Origin of the sequence: Streptosporangium sp. OZ121, from assembly GCF_051918885.1 — a bacterium.
Taxonomy (GTDB): Bacteria; Actinomycetota; Actinomycetes; order Streptosporangiales; family Streptosporangiaceae; genus Streptosporangium.
The window spans coordinates 81,477-94,513 of the sequence record NZ_JBPXMC010000017.1 but is presented as its reverse complement, the minus strand read 5'-3'; the positions used below and the strand labels follow the sequence as shown (position 1 = coordinate 94,513).

General features: G+C 71.9%; 11 protein-coding genes. 9 read left to right on the top strand and 2 right to left on the bottom strand.

The genetic code is table 11. The annotated features are described in order from the left end of the window. Nucleotides 1-124 precede the first annotated feature (124 nt). The 8 genes from ACTOQ1_RS26950 to ACTOQ1_RS26915 all read left to right on the top strand — a co-directional run bounded on the left by ACTOQ1_RS26950 (nucleotide 125) and on the right by ACTOQ1_RS26915 (nucleotide 8,847). Nucleotides 125-1,171 (top strand): zinc-dependent alcohol dehydrogenase, encoded by a 1,047-nt coding sequence (locus ACTOQ1_RS26950; protein ID WP_440070794.1) that lies wholly within the window; start codon nucleotides 125-127, stop codon nucleotides 1,169-1,171. A 14-nt stretch (nucleotides 1,172-1,185) separates the two neighbouring features. Continuing rightward, nucleotides 1,186-2,004 carry a TIM barrel protein gene (locus tag ACTOQ1_RS26945; protein ID WP_440070793.1) on the top strand — a complete coding sequence of 273 codons (819 nt, stop codon included), beginning with the start codon at nucleotides 1,186-1,188 and terminating at the stop codon, nucleotides 2,002-2,004. Then, nucleotides 2,001-3,410, top strand: coding sequence for an MGH1-like glycoside hydrolase domain-containing protein (locus tag ACTOQ1_RS26940; RefSeq protein WP_440070792.1), 1,410 nt, complete (start codon nucleotides 2,001-2,003; stop codon nucleotides 3,408-3,410). The genes ACTOQ1_RS26945 and ACTOQ1_RS26940 overlap by 4 nt, the downstream gene beginning before the upstream one ends. Continuing rightward, nucleotides 3,407-5,410, top strand: a complete 2,004-nt coding sequence (locus tag ACTOQ1_RS26935; RefSeq protein WP_440070791.1) for an amylo-alpha-1,6-glucosidase — start codon at nucleotides 3,407-3,409, stop codon at nucleotides 5,408-5,410. The genes ACTOQ1_RS26940 and ACTOQ1_RS26935 overlap by 4 nt, the downstream gene beginning before the upstream one ends. A 48-nt stretch (nucleotides 5,411-5,458) precedes the next feature. Next, complete coding sequence (locus ACTOQ1_RS26930) at nucleotides 5,459-5,827, top strand: TetR/AcrR family transcriptional regulator C-terminal domain-containing protein (protein WP_440070790.1); 369 nt, start codon at nucleotides 5,459-5,461, stop codon at nucleotides 5,825-5,827. A 226-nt stretch (nucleotides 5,828-6,053) separates the two neighbouring features. Beyond that, the gene (locus ACTOQ1_RS26925; protein WP_440070789.1) at nucleotides 6,054-7,088 is read left to right on the top strand and encodes a LacI family DNA-binding transcriptional regulator; all 1,035 of its coding nucleotides are present in this window, start codon (nucleotides 6,054-6,056) and stop codon (nucleotides 7,086-7,088) included. Nucleotides 7,089-7,494: 406 nt separating this feature from the next. Next, nucleotides 7,495-8,238, top strand: a complete 744-nt coding sequence (locus ACTOQ1_RS26920; RefSeq protein WP_440070788.1) for a hypothetical protein — start codon at nucleotides 7,495-7,497, stop codon at nucleotides 8,236-8,238. 174 nt (nucleotides 8,239-8,412) lie between these two features. Beyond that, complete coding sequence (locus ACTOQ1_RS26915; protein ID WP_440070787.1) at nucleotides 8,413-8,847, top strand: ester cyclase; 435 nt, start codon at nucleotides 8,413-8,415, stop codon at nucleotides 8,845-8,847. Nucleotides 8,848-9,084: 237 nt separating this feature from the next. On the opposite strand, the gene ACTOQ1_RS26910 is transcribed toward ACTOQ1_RS26915, so the two are convergent. Next, nucleotides 9,085-10,701: an FAD-dependent oxidoreductase gene (locus ACTOQ1_RS26910; protein ID WP_440070786.1), complete on the bottom strand. Its 1,617-nt coding sequence runs from the start codon at nucleotides 10,699-10,701 to the stop codon at nucleotides 9,085-9,087. 349 nt (nucleotides 10,702-11,050) lie between these two features. Between ACTOQ1_RS26910 and ACTOQ1_RS26905 the strand changes: the two genes are divergently transcribed. Beyond that, on the top strand, nucleotides 11,051-11,749 hold the full coding sequence (locus tag ACTOQ1_RS26905; RefSeq protein WP_440070785.1) for a neutral zinc metallopeptidase: 699 nt from the start codon (nucleotides 11,051-11,053) through the stop codon (nucleotides 11,747-11,749). Between the two features lie 331 nt (nucleotides 11,750-12,080). On the opposite strand, the gene ACTOQ1_RS26900 is transcribed toward ACTOQ1_RS26905, so the two are convergent. After that, nucleotides 12,081-12,989 (bottom strand): tetratricopeptide repeat protein, encoded by a 909-nt coding sequence (locus ACTOQ1_RS26900; protein ID WP_440070784.1) that lies wholly within the window; start codon nucleotides 12,987-12,989, stop codon nucleotides 12,081-12,083. Nucleotides 12,990-13,037 lie beyond the last annotated feature (48 nt).

Here is a 13,037-nt window from a genome sequence, read left to right as displayed (position 1 = left end):
TTACGTACGTGTTGCATCAGAGCACCACTTTTGCTTATTGACAAGACCTAAGTTTGGGATATCTTCGACACAAGTTAGCGGTATTTGTCCAACCGATACACAAAAACGATCTTCCGGAGCTCCTGTGGAACGTGTCGTCCAGTTCACCGGCCCCCGTCAGGTGGAGATCGCCACCGGCGAGTCGCTCCCCCTGCCGCCTGGCCATCTGCGCGTCCGGACCCTGTACTCCGGCATCTCCGCGGGCACCGAACTCACCGCCTACCGGGGGACCAACCCCTACCTGACCCGCACCTGGGACCCCGAGGCCAGGATCTTCCGCGACGCGGGGCCCGGCATCTCCTACCCCGTGGCGGGCTGGGGATACTCGGAGGTCGGCGAGGTCGTCGAGGTCTCCCCCGAACTCGCGGGCACGCCCGGGCTGCCCGAGGCCGGCGAGACGGTGTGGGGCATCTGGGGGCACCGCGGCGAGGGTCTCGTCCCCGCCGAGCGGATGATCGGCCACACGCTCCCCGAGGGGCTCGCCCCGCTCGCGGGCGCCTTCGCCAGGGTCGGGGCCATCGCGTACAACGCCGTCCTCGCCGCAGACATCCACCTCGGCGAGGACGTCGCCGTCTTCGGCCAGGGCGTGATCGGCCTGCTCACCACCCGGCTGGCGGAGCTGAGCGGCGCCCGCGTCACCGCCGTCGACGCGCTCGACTCCCGGCTCGCCAAGGCCGCGGAGTACGGTGCCGCACGCACCCTGAACGCGCGCACCGACGCCGTCGCGGAGCGGATCCGCGAGGCCACCGGTGGGCTCGGCGCCGACGTCGCCATCGAGATCAGCGGCGCCCACCCGGCCCTGCACGAGGCCATCCGCTCGGTCACCGTGGGCGGGCGCGTCGTCGCCTCCGGCTTCTACCAGGGAGACGGCGTGGGGCTGCGGCTCGGAGACGAGTTCCACCACAACCGCGTGCAGCTCGTCTCCTCCCAGATCGGCGGGGTCCCTCCGCAGCTCGCCGGGCGCTGGAGCGTGGACCGGCTCCAGCGGACCTTCCTGCGGCTCGTCGCCGACGGCCACGTCGACGTGAAGTCCCTGGTGAGCCATGTCGTCCCGGTCGCCGACGCGGCCGAGGCATACGTCCTCCTGGATGAGCGTCCCGCCGACGCGCTCCAGGTCGTCCTGGAGTTCTGAGAGGCTGACGAACGATGCTCAAGATCGCCTGCCAGGAGCAGCTGCTCCCCGGCGAGACGCTCCAGGAGAAGTGGGAGTTCGCGCAGAACGCCGGCTACGACGCCATCGAGCTGCGCGGCAAGGGGGCCTTCCACTTCCGCGACCGGCTGCCCGAGCTGCGCAAGGCCCTCGCCGACGGCGTGGTCATGCCGACCGTGTGCGTGGACATGCTCCACTTCCTCGGCGCCTTCGACGACGACCTGCGCCGCGACGCGATCGAGCAGATGAAGTCGCAGCTGTCGGTCATCGGCGAGCTCGGCGGGCTCGGTGCCCAGACCCCCGCCTCCTACGGCATGTTCTCGCGCCGGCTGCCGCCGTTCGAGCCGCCGCGCAGCGAGGAGCGGGACCGCGAGGTGCTGCTCGAAGGTCTCACCGAGCTGGGCGAGCACGCCCGCGGAGAGGGCGTCACGCTCTTCCTCGAGCCGCTCAACCGCTACGAGGACCACATGGTCAACCGGCTGGAGCAGGCCGCCGACCTGATCCGCGCCGTCGGCCTGGACTCGGTCCGCATCGGCGTCGACAGCTACCACATGAACATCGAGGAGACCGACCCCGCGGCCGCCGTCCTCGCCGCCGCGTCCCTGGTCGGCCACGCGCAGGTCAGCGACTCCAACCGCATGCAGCCCGGAGCGGGCCACCTCGACTGGCCCGCCTGGCTGGGCGCCCTGGACGCCATCGGCTACGACGGCTACCTGGCCGTCGAGTGCAGGCTCACCGGAGACCCGGTCCAGGCCGTCCGCTCGATCCCGCCCTTCCTGCGGCGCGCCTCCTTCCCGCACCGGCCGGCCGGATGACCGCCGTCCTCGAAGCGGCCGCCACCTCCGGCACCGGCCGCCGGGCCCACCTGCGCCGGGCCGCCACGCACGTCCTGCTCGGCAACTGGACCGGGGCGGCGACCGTTCCCTCGCGTGCGCTGTACCCGCACCAGTGGAGCTGGGACTCGGCCTTCGTCGCCATCGGGCTGCGCCACCTCTCCCCGCGCCGGGCCCAGCGCGAGCTGGAGACGCTGCTGGGCGCGCAGTGGGGCGACGGCCGGATCCCGCACATCATCTTCAACCCGTCCGTACCGCTCGGGGCCTACTTCCCCAGCCCCGACTTCTGGCGCTCCTCGGGCACGGACCGCAGGACGGGCGCGCCCTCCACCGTCGAGACCTCCGGAATCGTCCAGCCGCCCGTTCACGCCCTGGCCGCCTGGCTGGTGCACCTCGCCGACCCGGCCGAGTCGCGGCGCCGCGGTTTCCTGCCGCGCGTCTACCCCCGGCTCGCCGCCTGGCACCGCTACCTGGCCGTCTCCAGGGACCTGGGCGGCGGCGGGCTGGCCGCGGTGACGCACCCGTGGGAGCCGGGACTGGACAACAGCCCGAGCTGGGACGCGGCCCTGGCCAGGGTCGAGCCCGCGCCGCGGGACTCCTTCCGCCGGGCCGACCTCGACCACGGCTCCCCCGCCGACCGGCCCACCGACCTGGACTACGCGCGGTACGTGCGCCTGGCCGCGACCTACCGCGACCACGGCTACGACGACGCGCGCACCCCGCACGCCTTCGCCGTCGAGGACCCCTCCTTCAACGCCCTGCTCATCGCCTCCGAGCACGCGCTCGCCGCGATCGCCCGGGTGGTCGGCGCGGACGAGGGGACGCACCGGCGGCGGGCCGAGGCGGCGACCGGCGCCCTGCTCGACCGGCTGTGGGACCCGGCCGCCGGTGTCTTCCTCCCCCGCGACCTGGTGACGGACGAGCCCATCGCCGGGTACGGCGTGTCGGGGCTCGTCCCGCTGATCGTCCCCGGCCTGCCGGAGGACGTCGCGGCGGCCCTGGTGCGGACCGCCCGCGGACCGCGCTTCCGCCTGGGAGAGGTCCGGCTCGTGCCCAGCTACGACCTCACGGCGGAGGAGTTCGACGGCAACCGCTACTGGCGCGGTCCCAGCTGGTTCAACATGGCCTGGCTGGTCCACCGCGGCCTGGTGCGGCACGGCGACGCGAGGGCGGCGGGCCGGCTGCGCGCGCAGGTCCTGGACGCGGCCCACAGCACGGGGTTCGCCGAGTATCTGGAGCCGTACACCGGGGAGGGGCGCGGCGTCCGGCGCTTCAGCTGGACCGCCGCCCTGGCCCTGGACCTGCTCCACGCCTCCGACTCCTCCGGAAGCGTGTCCGAGGGCGACGCGTCCGGAGGCGGATCCGGCGAGGAGGGCTCCGCCCGATGAGCGCCGGCCGCCTGCTGGTCAACAGCGGCACCTTCGCCGCCGTGACCGCTCACGGGGACGTCCACGGCACCCGGGGCACCGCGACGGACGGGCTGTTCGTCAGGGACGCCCGGCACCTGAGCCGGTGGCTGCTGACCGCGGCCGGCGCGGCGCCGTTCCCGCCGGACGCACCGGCCCTGCCGGCCCTGCCGGCCCCGCTGACCCTGCTGACCTCCTCCGGCGACGGCTGCGTGCTCACCCCGGCCGGCACCCGCGACCATCCTCCCGCCTACACCGTCTTCCGGCGGCAGGCGGTGGCCGAGGGCGCCCTCACCGAGCACGTCCGCCTGGTGAGCAACAGCGGCGAACCCACCGTCGTGGAGCTCGAACTCCACGTGGACGCCGACTTCGCCGACCAGTTCGAGCTGCGCGCCGACCACCGCGCGTACGAGAAACCCGGCGCGCGCCGCACCGCGCACGACACCCCGGACGGGGTCGCCTTCCACTACCGGCGCGGGGAGAGCTGGTCCTCGCGGACCACCGTCACCGCCTCGCCGCCGCCGCACCGGACCCGCCCCGCCGGCGGCGAGGGCGAGGGTACCGCCCGCGTCCTGACCTGGCGGTTCGCGCTGCCCGCCCACGGCACGGCGGATCTGCGGCTCACCGCCCTGGCCGTCCCGCACGGTACGGGGGAACCGTCCCCACCCGGCTCCCCCGGCACCGTGCGGGAACGGCTGGAGGCCGACACCGGCGAGTTCGCCGGCGCGCGGCCCCGCCCCCGCGACCTCACCTCCTGGGAGGAACTGGCCCGGGCCTGCGAGCAGGGGCTGGCCGACCTGGCGCGGCTGCGCGTCCCCACCTCGGGCCCCGCCGGCGAGGCGCTGCGGGTGCCCGCGGCCGGCGTCCCCTGGTTCCTCGGCCTGTTCGGCCGCGACTCCCTGCTGACCTCGCTCTTCGCCCTGCCGTACCGGCCCGCGCTGGCCGCCGACACCCTGCTCGCGCTCGCCGCCGTACAGGGGACGCGGAACGACCCCTCCCGCCTGGAGCAGCCGGGCAGGATCGTGCACGAGGTGCGGCACGGCGAGCTCGCGCACTTCCGGCAGGTCCCCTACGGCCGCTACTACGGGAGCGTCGACGCCACCCCGCTCTTCCTGGTGCTGCTGGAGGCCCACGCCGCGGCCACCGGCGACCCCGCGCTGGCCGGGCGCCTCGAACCGCAGGCGCGCGCGGCGGTGGAGTGGATGTTCCGCGACGGCGGCCTCGGCGGGAACGGATACCTCCGCTACACCTCCGACGCGGCGAGCGGCGGCCTGGTCAACCAGAACTGGAAGGACTCCGCCGACGCCATCCGCTTCTCCGACGGCGCGCGGGCCGAGGGCGCCCTGGCGGTCTGCGAGGTCCAGGGGTACGCCTACGACGCCCTGGTCCGCACGGCCCGGCTCGCCCGCGCGGTGTGGGGCGACCCGCGCTGGGCGGGCTTCCTGGAGGAGGCCGCCGCCGACCTGCGAGACCGTTTCCGCCGCGACTTCTGGATGCCCGAGCACGCCTTCCCCGCGCTCGCCCTGGACGGTGAGGACCGGCGGGTCGACACGCTCGCCTCGGACGCCGGGCACCTGCTGTGGTCCGGCATCCTCGCCCCGGAGGAGGAACTGGCGGTGGGCCGGCGGCTGCTGCGGCCCGACTTCTTCTCCGGCTTCGGCATCCGCACGCTCGCCGCGGGCCAGGTCCCCTACCACCCGCTCTCCTACCACCTGGGCAGCATCTGGCCGCACGACAACGCCGTCATCGTGCTCGGCCTGGCGCGCCGCGGGCTCGCCGAGGAGGCCAGGACCGTCGCCCACGGCCTGGTCCGGGCGGCGGCCGGGCACGGCTGGCGGCTGCCGGAGGTCATGGCCGGGTACGGGCGCGACGAGCATCCGGACCCGGTGCCCTACCCGCACTCGTCCTCCCCCCAGGCCTGGGCGGCCGCGACACCGCTCGCCCTCCTCACCGCCCTGCGGGAGGCTGGCACGGATTCCTGACCGCTCTCCTCCGCCGTAGCGCACCGTTGACGTGCCCCCACCTGCCTGATGGCGCGGGCCGTGTGGGAGGTGATCGACGGCGACAAGGACCTGGTGCGCATCATGCTGCGCGAGTTCACCGCGTTCCCCGAGATCTTCGAGCCGATGTGGCAGGGCGTGCTCGCCACCCTCTACCACGAGTGCGCCGCCTGGATCGAGGCCCAGCGGGCGCTGGGCGTGGTGGAGGCGGCCGACCCGGAAGCCACGGCCGCCGTGCTCCTCTCGTCGCTGACCTACCTCCCGCTGCTGGAACTCCTCATCGGCCACACGCCGGGTGAGCTGGGCCGGGAGGTGTTCCTCACGGCGTGGACCGAACACGCGGCCCGTACGCTGGCCCTGCGAACGAACCCGAGCCCGAACCCGTCGGCGGCGGACTGAGCGGCCGCCGCGAGAAGCCCGGGCGTCCGTGGAAGCGCGCGTTGGCGCTCACAACCGCGATACGAGCCGGTGAACATTTCTGTCGATCACAAAAATTTTTCCGTCCGGGGTTCGCAGAAAACGTTCAAGCGCGGGTGGCGTACCGCGCGAGAGCTCCAAGAGGAGGAAGAAACGTATTCCCAGGCCACCGGGCACACTCCGAAAGGTTTCGGATATGCTGCCGGTCATGCCAGGTAAGCCCCGGGTGACGATCGCCCGTATCGCCGAGGAGGCGGGCGTCTCAGCCCCCACGGTCTCCAAGGTGATCAACGGCAGGTCCGAGGTGTCGCCGGAGACCCGCAGGCGGGTCGAGCGGCTCCTGCGCGAGCACGGTTACATCCGGCGCGCGACCGGCACCGACGGTCCGGCGGGCCTGATCGACCTGATCTTCGCCGAGCTGGAGAGCCCGTGGGCGATGGAGCTCATCCGCGGTGCGGAGAAGGCGGCCGCGGAGGCCGAGGCCAGCATCGTGATCTCCGTCCTGCACACCCACGAGGGTCCCGGCCGCGACTGGCTCGACCGGCTCGCCGCCCGCCGCACCGACGGTGTGATCATCGTCGGCTCCCGGCTCTCGGCACAGCGGTACGACCGGCTCAACTCCCGCTCGATCCCCTTCGTGGTCGTCGACCCCGAGGGCGAGCCGGCCCCCGGCGTGGCCTCGGTGGGCGCGACCAACTGGCAGGGCGGCCTGACCGCCACCCGGCATCTCCTGGAACTCGGCCACCGCAGGATCGGCATGATCGGCGGCCCGCCCGACGTGCTGTGCAGCCGCGCCCGCATCGACGGCTACCGGGCCGCGCTGGAGACGGCGGGGGTCGAGGTCGACCCCGCGCTGATCCTGCACGGCGACTTCCTCGTCGGCTCCGGCCACGACCACGGCCACACCCTGCTCTCGCTGCCCGACCGACCCACCGCCATCTTCGCCGGCAGCGACCTGCAGGCCTTCGGCGTCTTCGAGGTGGCCAGGCAGCGCGGGCTGCGCGTCCCCGACGACCTGAGCGTCGTCGGCTTCGACGATCTGCCCCTGTCCAGGTCCGCCTGGCCGCCGCTCACCACGGTCCGCCAGCCCCTGGAGGAGATGGCCTTCCTCGCCACCCGGATGGCCCTGGGCATCTCCCGCGGCGAGTCACCCGAGCCGCGCCGGGTCGAGCTCTCCACCGACCTCGTCGTCCGCGAGAGCTCCGCTCCCCCGGCTGCCCAGTACTCCGGCGTCAGTTCGTGATCGGCGGCTGTCCTCGCCGGTAGTGGCCGATCTTTGCGGCGTAGCGGTGACGGCGGCGACGGCGGGACCACTCCCGGATCCGGTCGAGGTCAGGTGGGCTTGTGATCATGTGTGCCGGCAGACGCCGGATCTCTCCCCTCGGGAGGGGACAAGGCCGTCCCGACAACACGTGCCGTCGCGCGAGGCGCCGACCGCAGAGACCGGTTCCGCTCCCGGCTCCGATGCGGGTCAGCCTCACCTGGAATTCCTGCAACCACCACCTGAATTCAGGCAGAGCTTTTTTGCACGGCGGTTCGCCCTCGGCCGACGAAAGAAGTGAGATGACCGAGGAAACGAGTATCAAGGCGTAGCCCAATGGGGATCCCCGTCATCGGCGTGAACACCGAGAAAAGGTGGTCATGCGCACATGCACGGCCTCGCCGACTTCACACTGCTCCGCCACCGTCCTCCTGGCCTCACGCTCCGTGACGGGGTTCGGCGGGTGAAGGCCCATACCGTTCAAGAGAAGGGAGTTCACGTCGATGCGGAGCGCTTTTTTCAGAAAGACTATAGTGATTGGAGTGCTGCCCCGTTAACCATACCGTCTTTATTGAAACGGAGGGCGAGAGAGGTGCATGAATGGAAAAAGAAGCCTACGGCACACCGGGACGGCGACTTCCACGGCCAGGCGATTCACGACACTCTGCTGACCGACCAGGAGATCCTGGCAGCCGAGGAGGGCATCAGCCCCGCCACGATCGGTGTGCCCGATCTCGCCGGTGGGACACAGCGGCCGGACGTCCGGTTCGTGCACTTTGGGAACGTGGTGATCGAGCTTCTCCAGTATCGGGACGCGACGCAACCCTCCGGCACGGGCCACAGCTTCGCCGAGCCACGTGATCACATGAGCCCGGCCTATCCGCGGTCGATGCACATCTGTTTCCACATCCGCGACGACGTGGACCCCGACAAGTTCATCGCCGACCTCGATGCCGAGAGCGCACGGCGCGGCATGACCCAGGTCAAGGCCAACCGAGTGGTCACCGTCCGCACCGAGGCGGCTCGCCGGTCCGCACAGCGGATCGAAGAGGCAGGAATCACCCCCGATCACCGTATCGGCGGCCACCACCGCGGCCACTCCCGACGCTGGACCGTACGGGTGGTCACCTGAACCCGAGACCGAGACCGAGACCGGGAGCGGGAGCGGGAGCGGGAGCGGGAGCGGGAGCAGGAGCGGGAGCGGGACCTTGACGGTTTTGCTCGTGCCGGCCTCGGGGCCCCGGCTCCTCCGAGAGAGGGGTGTTAACCTGGGGATGCGCGCGGGGCGCGAGTGGGGGTGGTGCCGATGACGAGTGCCCGGCAGCTCAAAGACAAGATCATCGATGCCTTCAACGAGCACGATGTGGAGGGCATCGTGCAAGGATTCGCCCCGGAGGCCATCCTGGTCTCGCCCGCGGGGATCGTGGAGGGGCGCGAGCAGATCGGCTGGTACTACGCGCACCTGTTCGAGGGGTTCCCGGACATGAGGTTCACCGCCTGGAACAAGCCTGTGCTCGACGATCCCGCGGTCACCGAATACATGCTCACCGGCACGCACGACGGACCCTTCCTGCTCGCCGACGGCACCGTGCTGCAAGCCACGGGCCGGCACATCGCGGTGCGCGGCGCCGCGGTGGCCAGTTTCGAGAACGGGTTCATCGTCACCGACCGTGACTACTACGACCAGCTGGAGTGGTACACCCAGCTCGGCATCCCGGTCGCGGTGAACGCTCCGATCTGACAGGCATCGCGGCTCCGCCGGACCGGCCCTGCCATCCGACTCCGGACCCGGCATGAGCGCGTCCGGGCACGCCGTGCGCGTGGGACCCGCCGGGTGGAAGGGCCGGGACGAGGAGCGCCGTCACGGGCGTGTCCGCCGCATTCGCGATCCAAGGCCCCGATACCAGAGGAGTCGCAAGGGATGGTCGAGCAAGGGGTCGTCTGGACTTCAGCGCCGGTCCGGGCCGCGAGGCCCGCCTCAGCCGCCGAGGACCGCGTGGACCGAGGAGACGGCGCCCGCGCCCTCTCCGACCGCGGTGGCCACCCGCTTGGTCGAGCTCGAACGGACATCGCCCACCGCGAAGACGTGGCGCGCACTGGTCTGGAAAGGCAGCGGTGCCTCGTGCGCCCCCGGGGGCAGGCGGCTGTCCGTGACGACGAAGCCGTGGTCGTCCTTCGCGATGTCCTTCATCCAGTCCGACTCCGGTGTGGCGCCGATGAAGCAGAACAGCCCTCGGCAGTCCAGCCGCTCCGACTCGCCGGCGGCGTCTGTCACGACGATCGACGTGAGGGTCTCGTCCCCGTCGAGGTGCCGCACCGTGCTCGCCGTCCGGACGTGGATCCGGGGATGGGCCAGGATCCGGTCTGCCAGGTACGCCGACATCTTCGCCCCGAGGTCGGCGGTTCGCACCACCAGGTTCACCGTGCAACCGCGAGCGGCCAGGGACAGGGCCGCCTGCCCGGCCGAGTTGGCACCGCCGACCACTGCCACCGGCTGTGACTCGTACCTGAGGACCTCCAGTTCGGTCGCCGCGTACCGGATGCAGCCTCTTTCCTCGAACTCCGCCCATCGCGGGATGTCGAGGCGCCGGTAGTGCGCTCCGGTGGCGACGATCACCGTGGAGGTTTCGATGCGGGAGCCGTCCTTGAGCTCCACCACCGGTCGCCTCTCCTCGGACAGGTCCAGGCCGACGACCTTGCAGGGGGAGAAGATCTGGACGCCGAACTTGAGCGCCTGGATCATCGCCAGCCGGGTCAGCTCCTCACCGCTGACCCCCTGCGGGAAGCCGAGATAGTTCTCGATCCGGGCGCTCTTCGCGGCCTGGCCGCCGATCCCGCAGCCGTCCAGCAGCACGGTGGCGAGGCCCTCGGAGGCACCGTAGACCGCCGCTGCCAGACCGGCCGGTCCGGCGCCGACGACGACGAGATCGGGGATGCAATCCGTGGCGTGATAGGTCAGGCCGAGCGCCTCGGCGACCGTTCCCGGGGTGGCGCGGCGCAGCACCAGGCCGTTCGTCACCGCGATCGGGAGGTCGTCCTCGCCGGTGCCGGTCGACCTCAACAGCGCGCGCCCGGACAGTGACGTCGCGTCGAGCCATGCGTGCGGCAGGAGCATCTGCGTCACGTACGTGCGCAGGCAAAGCGTCTCGGCGGTATCCGGCCGGCCGACGATCTCCAGCGCGCTGCCGGCCGCGGACCGCATGAGCTCGCGCCGTGCCCGGAACGTCTCGATCAGCACGTCGGCGATGTCGACCTGCTCGGCGAGGACCCGGCGCAGGGCGTGCGCCGGGATCCGGACGACGGTTCCGGCGGTTGCGACGCGGGCCGTCAGATAGACCTGCTGACCGGTCAGCAGGTTGAGCTCGCCGAGGAACTCGCCCGGCCCGCGCCGGTAGATCAGGCGTTCCGGCTCGATCGCCGTCGCGTTCCTGACGACATCCACCGTCGCCGTCCGCAGCAGGAAGAGGTCGTAGGCGGTGTCACCTGAGGAGTACAGGTTCTGCTCCTCCCGGACATCCTCCGCCTCGCCGTACCCCGCGAGGCGGTCCAACTGCTCCTCGTCGAGGACGGTGCTTTTGCCGTCGCCGGTTTCCATGCTCGGCATGATAGGGCGCGCTTGTTGACGAAGACTTCACGACGCACGGCGGGAGGCCTTTCCAGGTGACTCGGCTGTTCGGCGTGGCCGTCACGATCGTCCCCGCCCGCGAATCGGATACGTCGTCGGCGCCGGAGTGCCCTCCGGTGCCCGCTCCTGCTTCGCCCTGATTTACGACGCGCCTCTAATCCCCCGAATCCAGCGACTAATTAACGCGATATTCCATACGATCTCGCGATAGCGCTTCTCTCGTATTACCTTTCCCCATATGGTGACCGTGCTCTGCGAAAAAGCCCTGCGATAAACCATTGCATCCGGTATGTGGCCGCCAGCGACAGGGGAGAAGCCCATGGCCGCTTCACGACGGAGAACCACTCGTCTCGCACTCGTCGCGCTGCTCGTCGGCGCGCTGATCGCGGTCCCCACCGGCACCGCGGCCGCCACGACGAGCGGGACCGCCCCGGTGAGACCCGCCGCCGCGAGGAGCCTCGACGACATCAACGAGGACATTCGCAGTGCCCAATACGCCATCAACCGGTTCTGGGCGACGCACTGGTCGGAGTTCTTCCCCGGCAGGTATTCACCCCCGCGCGTTCTCGGCGCGTACGACGGCGCGTGGGGCGACGCGCCGACGTGCCAGGGATATCCCCTTCCCGATGACAACGCCCTGTACTGCTGGCCGCCCTACGACTTCGTCGCGTGGGACGTCGACCTCATGCGAATGGGATACCGGCAGGGGGACGCCTGGGTCTATCTGATCATCGCGCACGAGTGGAGCCATGCCGTCCAGGCCCGCCTTCCCGAGAGGCTGCTGTCCCGGCAGCTCGAACTCCAGGCCGACTGCCTCGCCGGGGCGGCGCTCTTCGGAGCCGCCGATGACGGCATCCTGTACTTCGAGGCCGGTGACACCGCGGAGATCTCGGCGGCTCTGCGGGAGCACGCCGACGACACTCCCTGGACCGATGTGAGCGACCACGGCACCGCCGCGCAACGCCTGGGCGCCTTCAACCGGGGCGCGCGCCAGGGCGTGGGCGGATGCTTCGCGTGACGAGGGCGGTCCCGGCGCGCGACCGCACCCGCGATCCTGCTCGCGACCACGCCCACGAGCGCGCCCGCGACCGCCAGAGCACCCGGCCCACCGCCGGGTAGGACCCCGGCCTGGGTGATGGAGGGGTCACCCGGGCCGGGGTCACGAACCCCGATCGCCGGCCGAGGCCGCGCGCTGCTCATGGCCCGCGCGCGGGTCTCCCCTCCCGCACGCGGGCCCCGGCCCGCGCGAGTCCCCTCCTCCCGCGCGGGACGCGGATCTCGCCCTCACCTCCGTGTTCACCTCTCCGTACGGGAGCCGGAGCCGACCAGCCCGTACGGGAGGCGGAGGCTCAGACGCGGCTGCTTCCGGAACGTTCCATCAGGGCGGCCAGGCGGTTCGCCCGTTCGGTGTCGCCGGCGCGCAGGGAGGCGGTTCTGGCGATCTCCAGTGGCTCCATGGCCGCCGGGAGGCGCCCCGCGTCCATGAGGAGGTCCGCCCACTCCCCCGCCACGGCGGCCAGGTAGTCGTGGTCGGCGGCCCGGGCGTCCTCCGATCGGGCCAGCCGGTGGCGGATCGTGACCGACTCGGCGTAGGCGGCGATGGCCTCCTCGCGGCGCCCGAGTGCGGCCAGCTGCCAGCCGAGGCCGTGCAGCGCGGTGGCGAAGGCCACCGAGTAGGCGGGCGGGTTCTCCGTGGCGAGCCGCCGCCGGATCGAGACGGCTCTCGTGCTGTGGAGCACGGCGTCCTCCAGCCGCCCCAGCGCCGCCGTCCGCTGAGCCAGCGTGTGCAGCGCCATCGCGAGGCTCGGCTCGTGTGCCGCCGGGCTCCGGACGGCGAGCCCCTCGTAGATGCCGACCGCCTCGCGGGCGGCGTCCAGGGCGGCCTCCGGCATGCCGATCCGGCCCAGGTCGCAGGCGAGGCCGTTCAGCGAACCCGCCAGGTGGGGCAGGTACTCGTCGGAACGTGCCTCCACCAGCTCGCGCCTGACGGCCACCGCCTCGCGCCCCACCTCGACCGCGTCGTGCCTGCGGCCCAGCCGGACGTACCGCATCGCCGCGCCGGCCAGGCACAGGGCCAGGTCGGGGAGGTAGGTGTCGCGGTCGTCCCCGGCCAGCCGCCGGGTGATCTCCAGCGCCTCCTCGCTCGCGGCGAGCGCCTCCTCGTGGCGTCCGGCGGCCGCGAGCTCGCTGGAGCGACGGCTCAGCGACAGGGCCAGGCGGCGCTCGCGGTCCACGGGATCCCTCTCGCCTCCTCTCACCGAACCTCCTCTCACCGAACTCTCAACACCTCTCACCGACCTCTCGCC

Excerpts from the sequence above, each read along its gene's own strand:
- ACTOQ1_RS26920 (WP_440070788.1), top strand. The coding sequence starts at position 7,495 with ATGCACGGCCTCGCCGACTTCACACTGCTCCGCCACCGTCCTCCTGGC.
- ACTOQ1_RS26925 (WP_440070789.1), top strand. The coding sequence starts at position 6,054 with ATGCCAGGTAAGCCCCGGGTGACGATCGCCCGTATCGCCGAGGAGGCG.
- ACTOQ1_RS26910 (WP_440070786.1), bottom strand. The coding sequence starts at position 10,701 with ATGGAAACCGGCGACGGCAAAAGCACCGTCCTCGACGAGGAGCAGTTG.
- ACTOQ1_RS26930 (WP_440070790.1), top strand. The coding sequence starts at position 5,459 with ATGGCGCGGGCCGTGTGGGAGGTGATCGACGGCGACAAGGACCTGGTG.
- ACTOQ1_RS26905 (WP_440070785.1), top strand. The coding sequence starts at position 11,051 with ATGGCCGCTTCACGACGGAGAACCACTCGTCTCGCACTCGTCGCGCTG.
- ACTOQ1_RS26945 (WP_440070793.1), top strand. The coding sequence starts at position 1,186 with ATGCTCAAGATCGCCTGCCAGGAGCAGCTGCTCCCCGGCGAGACGCTC.
- ACTOQ1_RS26915 (WP_440070787.1), top strand. The coding sequence starts at position 8,413 with ATGACGAGTGCCCGGCAGCTCAAAGACAAGATCATCGATGCCTTCAAC.
- ACTOQ1_RS26940 (WP_440070792.1), top strand. The coding sequence starts at position 2,001 with ATGACCGCCGTCCTCGAAGCGGCCGCCACCTCCGGCACCGGCCGCCGG.
- ACTOQ1_RS26935 (WP_440070791.1), top strand. The coding sequence starts at position 3,407 with ATGAGCGCCGGCCGCCTGCTGGTCAACAGCGGCACCTTCGCCGCCGTG.